Annotated in this window: 5 protein-coding genes; 1 reads left to right on the top strand and 4 read right to left on the bottom strand. The window is 70.3% G+C overall.

From position 1 onward, the window contains the following. Positions 1 to 115 precede the first annotated feature (115 nt). Genes ACWGI8_RS38195 through efeO form a run of 4 tightly spaced genes read right to left on the bottom strand, consistent with a single transcriptional unit; the run spans position 116 to position 4527 of the window. Positions 116 to 1096, bottom strand: coding sequence for a hypothetical protein (locus ACWGI8_RS38195; RefSeq protein ID WP_453668035.1), 981 nt, complete (start codon positions 1094 to 1096; stop codon positions 116 to 118). Then, positions 984 to 1949 (bottom strand): iron uptake transporter permease EfeU, encoded by a 966-nt coding sequence (gene efeU / locus ACWGI8_RS38190; RefSeq protein ID WP_453668034.1) that lies wholly within the window; start codon positions 1947 to 1949, stop codon positions 984 to 986. The genes ACWGI8_RS38195 and efeU overlap by 113 nt, the downstream gene beginning before the upstream one ends. Positions 1950 to 1965: 16 nt before the next feature. Beyond that, on the bottom strand, positions 1966 to 3366 hold the full coding sequence (efeB, locus tag ACWGI8_RS38185; RefSeq protein WP_453668033.1) for an iron uptake transporter deferrochelatase/peroxidase subunit: 1401 nt from the start codon (positions 3364 to 3366) through the stop codon (positions 1966 to 1968). Between the two features lie 12 nt (positions 3367 to 3378). After that, complete coding sequence (gene efeO, locus ACWGI8_RS38180) at positions 3379 to 4527, bottom strand: iron uptake system protein EfeO (RefSeq protein WP_453668032.1); 1149 nt, start codon at positions 4525 to 4527, stop codon at positions 3379 to 3381. A gap of 265 nt (positions 4528 to 4792) precedes the next feature. On the opposite strand from efeO, the gene ACWGI8_RS38175 reads away from it, so the two are divergent. Continuing rightward, positions 4793 to 5500: a PhzF family phenazine biosynthesis protein gene (locus tag ACWGI8_RS38175; protein ID WP_453668031.1), complete on the top strand. Its 708-nt coding sequence runs from the start codon at positions 4793 to 4795 to the stop codon at positions 5498 to 5500. Positions 5501 to 5614: the final 114 nt, after the last annotated feature.

The following is a 5614-nucleotide window of genomic DNA, read 5'->3' as shown; positions in this document are numbered from 1 at the left end:
TCGGCGGGGGGACCCCCATCCTCCGCCTTGGATCCGAAGCCACATCAGTGACATCAGCCGCTTCGCGGCGGGCGCTCGCTGATCCAGCCTGATCCACCGGACAGGCCCTAGCGACCTACGAACCCTTCGCCGCCGTCACACCCTGCAGCCGGCTCAGGATCGTCACCGCGGGTCCGTTGCCGCCGCTCGGCGCGAGCCGGACGACCTGGCTCGACACCCATTCCTTCGTGAGCGTGCTCTTCAACTCGCCCGTCATGAGCGCCTTCACGTCCGCGCCGGCCTTCGGCCGGTAGCCCTTCGCCGCCGTCTGCTGGTCGAAGTAGCGGGTGGCGAAGAACACCAGCGCCCCGCCGTCCTCCGTGACCAGCCCCAGCGGCGCGAAGTCCCCGGTGTCCATCGGCTGGTCGACGTACTGCGTCGAAAGCCCCGGCCGCCGCTTGCTCCGGTCCCGCTCCTCGCGCCAGCCCGTGGTGTGCGTGCCCTGCGCGAAGTGCTCGGGCTTGCCGCTCGCCAGGTACGAGGCGTACTCCTCGCTCAGATTCCGCGGAGCGACCGCCGTCTGCGCGGAGTCCGGCGCCACCGGCTCCGCCCAGCCGTCCTTGTCCGTACGGAACTTGGGCACCTCGCCCGGGGAGAGGATCGCCAGATACGCGGCTTCCCACAGCTGGCTGTTGCCGTTCTTGACGAACACCACCACCCAGCGGGTGTCCTCCCGGCCGGTGTCGGTGTCCCGGTTGCTGTCGGTGTCCGCGAGGAACCACCGCGGCCAGCCCGCCTTCTTGGGGACGTAGAACTTCGCGTCCGTCAGCTCCAGCGGACGGTGCTCCGGATTGCCGCCCGGCGTCGTGACGCTGCGCGCCTTCAGACCCGCCTGGTTGATCGCGCCGAGCGCACCCGTGACCCGGCCCGCGTCGAGGGCCGGGTCATAGGCCTTGTCCGCCTTGTTGTAGGCGTCGGTGAAGTCCTTCAGGGCCTGCGCGGCCTCAGCTTTCGTCGCCGACGGTACGACTTCCCGCTCGCCGTGCACCGTCACGCACCCGCTCGCCGTCAGCGACAGTACCGTCGCCGCCGCGAGCCCCGTCGCCGCCCGACCCAGCCTGCTCATCGGTTGCCTTCTGCTCCTCGACCCCCACTGACCGTCCGAACCCTACCGGGGCCAGGAACAGGGCGAGCGTCGGGATCAGATACAGCGCCCACACCGTGACCTGGAGGACCGTCGGGTCGGGCTGGAAGTTGAAGACACCCTTCAGCAGCGTGCCGTACCAGCTGTCCGGCGGGACCGTGGCGCTGACGTCGAACGCCTTGTCCGCCAGGCCGCCCAGGAAACGGGCCTCCTGCAGATCGTGCACGCCGTACGCGAGCACGCCCGCGGCAACGATCACCAGCATTCCGCCGGTCCAGGTGAAGAACTTCGCCAGGTTGATGCGCAGGGCGCCCCGGTAGAACAGCCAGCCCAGCACGACGGCGGTCGCGATCCCGAGCAGCACACCGGTCAGCGGGGCCGACGAGCCGCTCGTGTCGGTGGCCGCCCGTACCGACGCCCAGACGAACAGCGCCGTCTCCAGCCCCTCGCGGCCCACCGCCAGGAACGCGGTGGCGACGAGCGCCCCCGTGCCCATCTGGAGCGCCGCGTCCAGCTTGGCGCCCAGCTCCGCCCTCAGATGCCGCGCGGTGCGCCGCATCCAGAAGACCATCCAGGTGACCAGCCCCACCGCGACGATCGACAATGTGCCGCCCAGCGCCTCCTGCGCCTCGAACGTCAGCTCCTGCGAGCCGAATTCGAGCGTCGCGCCGAACGCGAGCGCCAGCGCACAGGCCGCCCCGATACCGAGCCAGATCGGTTTCAGGGCGTCCCTGCGGTCCGTCTTCACCAGATACGCGATGAGGATGCAGACGACCAGACTGGCCTCGAGACCCTCGCGGAGGCCGATCAGATAGTTGCCGAACACGTCGGTCCCCTCCCGGTTATGAGAACAGCGCCCGGCCCCACCAGTCGTCCTTGCCGCGGACGCCCGGCGGTACGGCGAACAGAGCCGAACCCACGTGCTGGATGTACTCGTTGAGGTCGTCCGCGGCGAGGTTGCGCTGCACCGGGATGAACCCCTTGGCGACGTCCCGCTGGTAGGCGAGGAAGAACAGGCCGGCGTCGAGGCGGCCGAGTCCGTCCGTGCCGTCCGTGAACGAGTAGCCGCGGCGCAGCAGCTTCGCACCGCCGTTGGAGTCCGGGTGTGCCAGCCGCACATGGGCGTTCGGCAGCATGGCGGGCAGGAACGGCTCGTCGCGCTCCTTCGCCTTGCCGACGGGGGCACCCTCGCCCTTGTCGCGGCCGAAGATGTCCTCCTGCTCCTGCAGCGGCGTACGGTCCCAGGCCTCGATGTTCATCCGGATCCGGCGTGCCACCAGGTAGGAGCCGCCGGCCATCCAGGAGGGGCCGTCCTTCTCGGACACCCAGACGTGCTTGTCGAGGGCGGCGTCGTCGGTGCCCGAGATGTTCCGGGTGCCGTCCTTGAAGCCCATCATGTTGCGCGGCGTCTGCTCCTCGGGCGTGGTCGAGGAGGTCTTGCCGAAGCCGAGCTGCGACCAGCGCACCGCGATCTTGCCGAAGCCGATCCGGGCGAGGTTGCGGATGGCGTGCACGGCGACCTGCGGGTCGTCGGCGCAGGCCTGCACGCACAGATCGCCACCGCTGCGGGCCGGGTCCAGGTTGTCGCCGGCGAACTTGGGCAGGTCGACGAGTGCCGCCGGCCGGCGGTCCTTCAGACCGAAGCGGTCGTCGAACAGCGAGGGGCCGAAGCCGATGGTGAGCGTCAGCCGGGACGGCTTCAGGCCGAGAGCCTCGCCCGTGTCGTCCGGCGGGGCCTCGGCGAGACCGCCGTACGCGCCCTCGCCGACCGCCTGCCCGGCGGTCATCCGCTCGGCGGCCCGCGTCCAGTCCTTCAGCAACTGGACCAGTTCCGCACGGTCCTTGGTCTTCACGTCGAAGGCCGCGAAGTGCAGCCGGTCCTGCACGGCGGTCGCGATACCCGCCTGGTGCGCGCCGTGGAACGGCACCGCGGCGCCGCTGATCGCGGCGGGGACGGTCTCGTCCCCGGAGCGGGTCGCGGCCATCGCACCACCGGTCGCGACGGCGCCGAGCGCGAGCCCCGCGCCTCCCCAGCCGAGCACCGCGCGCCGCGAAGGCGACGCGGCCTTGGACGACGACGTGCTTGTGGTGTCCTCGGTCAGGGCCGTGCCCGTGGTGTCCTCGGTCCCGGGCGACGTGACTGTGGAGTCCTCGGTCAGGGCCGTGCCAGTGGTGTCCTCGGTCGCGGACGACGTGACTGTGGAGTCCTCGGTCCGGGCCGTGTTCGTGGTGTCCTCGGTCATCGTGCCGGCCTCCTACTTCACCACTGCCGCGGCGAGCTTCGACAGCGGCTCGGCCAGCGCGTTCACACCGTCCGACAGCTCCTTGCGCTGCGGCTCGGTGACCTTGTCGTACGACGTGAAGACGTACGAGCTCTTGTCCGTGCGGTACTTGTCGAGCAGCGCGTTCATCGCCGCGAACTGCTTGTCCAGCTCGGCGACCAGCTTCGGGTCGTTCTTGGCGGCGACCGGCTTCAGCAGCTCGAACGACTTCTGCGCACCTTCGACGTTCGCCTTGAAGTCGACCAGGTCGGTGTGGGAGTAGCGCTCCTCCTCACCGGTCACCTTGCCGGTGGCGACCTCGTCGAGGAGCTCCTTGGCGCCGTTGGCCATCGAGGTCGGCGAGATCTCGGCGGTGCCGACGCGCTTCGCCCAGTCGGCGAGGTCCTTGTCGAGGGTGTCGGCGAACGCCTTCTCCTCGGCGCCGAGCTTCTTGTCCTGCCACAGCGCCTTCTCCAGGCGGTGCCAGCCGGTCCACTGCTCGCCCTTCTTGAGGTCGGCCACGCCGTCCTCGCGGAGGTCGACCTTCGGGTCGATGTCGCCGAAGGACTCGGCGACCGGCTCGGTGCGCTCCCAGCCGATACGGGAGTCGGCGTAGGCCTTCTTGGCGGCCTCGATGTCGCCGGCGCGCACGGCGTCGGTGAACACCTTCACCTTGGGCAGCGTTTCGTCGGCCTGCTGCTGCACGTACGTGCGGAACTCGGCGACCGCCTTGTCCATCTCGGGCGACCGCTTCGCGGCCTTGCCGCCGGTCACCTTCACCTGCTGACGGATGCCCTCGCCCTTCATGCCGGGCTTGCAGGCGATCTCGTAGTCACCGGCCTTCACCTCGGCGGTGAGCTTCGCCTTGGTGCCGGGGCCGATGTTCTCGCGCTCGGCGACGATGCGGTCGTCCGGGAAGAGGATGTAGACCTCGGTGACCTTGCTGCCCTTGTTCTCGATGTCCAGCTGGACGTGCCCGGCCGGGAACTCCTTCTTGGACACCTCGCAGGTGTCGTCCTTCGCGGTGACGGTGACGGCACCGTCACCGCCCTTGGCGTCACTCTTCTCGGCGCAGCCCGTGATGACGGTCAGGGCAGCCGCTGTCGCGGCGGCGGTGACGACGGAGAGACGGACGGGTCGCATACAGGCTCCACAGAGGATGGGACGGGGTGGGACGGCGGTGAGGCGGACCTAACTTAACCGAGGCTTACCTGAGCGATACCCCTTCGTCCAGTGATTCAGCTCTCACGACCGGGCTGCGGAAACGCCCCGATCACGGGACGGTCAAGTCCCGGTCAAATGTCGCGCTTCGGTACGGCGAGGGGAGCCCCGGTCCGCCGATGCGGCAGCACCTCGACCGGCTGCCGGCCGTCGTCTCGCTGTCGTACGGGGATGTTTGAATGCCCGCGTGACTCACGAACGACCCCGCGGCATCGACGTCCTCCATGTCTTCTGCGCCGCCGACGGCCGCCACGGCAACGCCCTCGGAGTCGTACGCGACGGGCGTCCGTACCCCGACGAGAAGTCCCGGCAGGCGCTCGCCGCCGAACTGGGCTTCAGCGAGACCGTGTTCGTCGACGATCCCGAGCGCGGCGCCGTCGACATCTACACGCCGGGACTGCGGCTGCCGTTCGCCGGTCATCCTCTGGTCGGGGTGGCGTGGCTGCTCGACCTGGAGGTGGTGAACCCGCCGGCCGGTGAGGTGTGGGTGCGGTCCGACGGCGAGTTCACCTGGATCACGGCCCGCGCCGAGTGGGCCCCGCCGCGGACCCTGCGGCAGTACGGATCGGCCGCCGAGGTCGAGGCGCTGGAGGTGCCGCCGCCGGGTGAGTGGCTGTACGCGTGGGGCTGGGAGGACGAGGCCGCGGGTCGGGTCCGTGCCCGGGCCTTCCCCGGACGCATCGATGAGCGCGGCGGCAGCCGCTCCGGTGGAGCCGGGGCTTGCACCGGGGGGATCGACGAGGACGAGGCGACCGGCGCCGCGGCGCTGCTGCTCACCGCGCAGCTGGGCCGGGCCCTGAACATCACGCAGGGCCGGGGTTCGCAGATTCTCACCGCCCCCGGCCCCGACGGCACGATCGAACTCGGCGGCCGCGTACGCCTCGCCGCCCACTGAACGGCTGGGCCCTGTCGCCCGGACAGGGCCTAGTAGACGAGTAAGTCCTATCTCCCGCCGTCCGCCCGGAGGGCGGGCTTCGCGGCGTCTGGTGCGTGCAGATGCAAGGCGGAG

Source organism: Streptomyces sp. NPDC054841 (genome assembly GCF_053611045.1).
Note: the sequence above shows the minus strand (reverse complement) of the source record. Positions and strands in the feature narration are given on the sequence as shown.

Coding starts and splice junctions, on each gene's coding strand:
- efeB (WP_453668033.1), bottom strand. CDS start 3,366: ATGACCGAGGACACCACGAACACGGCCCGGACCGAGGACTCCACAGTC.
- efeO (WP_453668032.1), bottom strand. CDS start 4,527: ATGCGACCCGTCCGTCTCTCCGTCGTCACCGCCGCCGCGACAGCGGCT.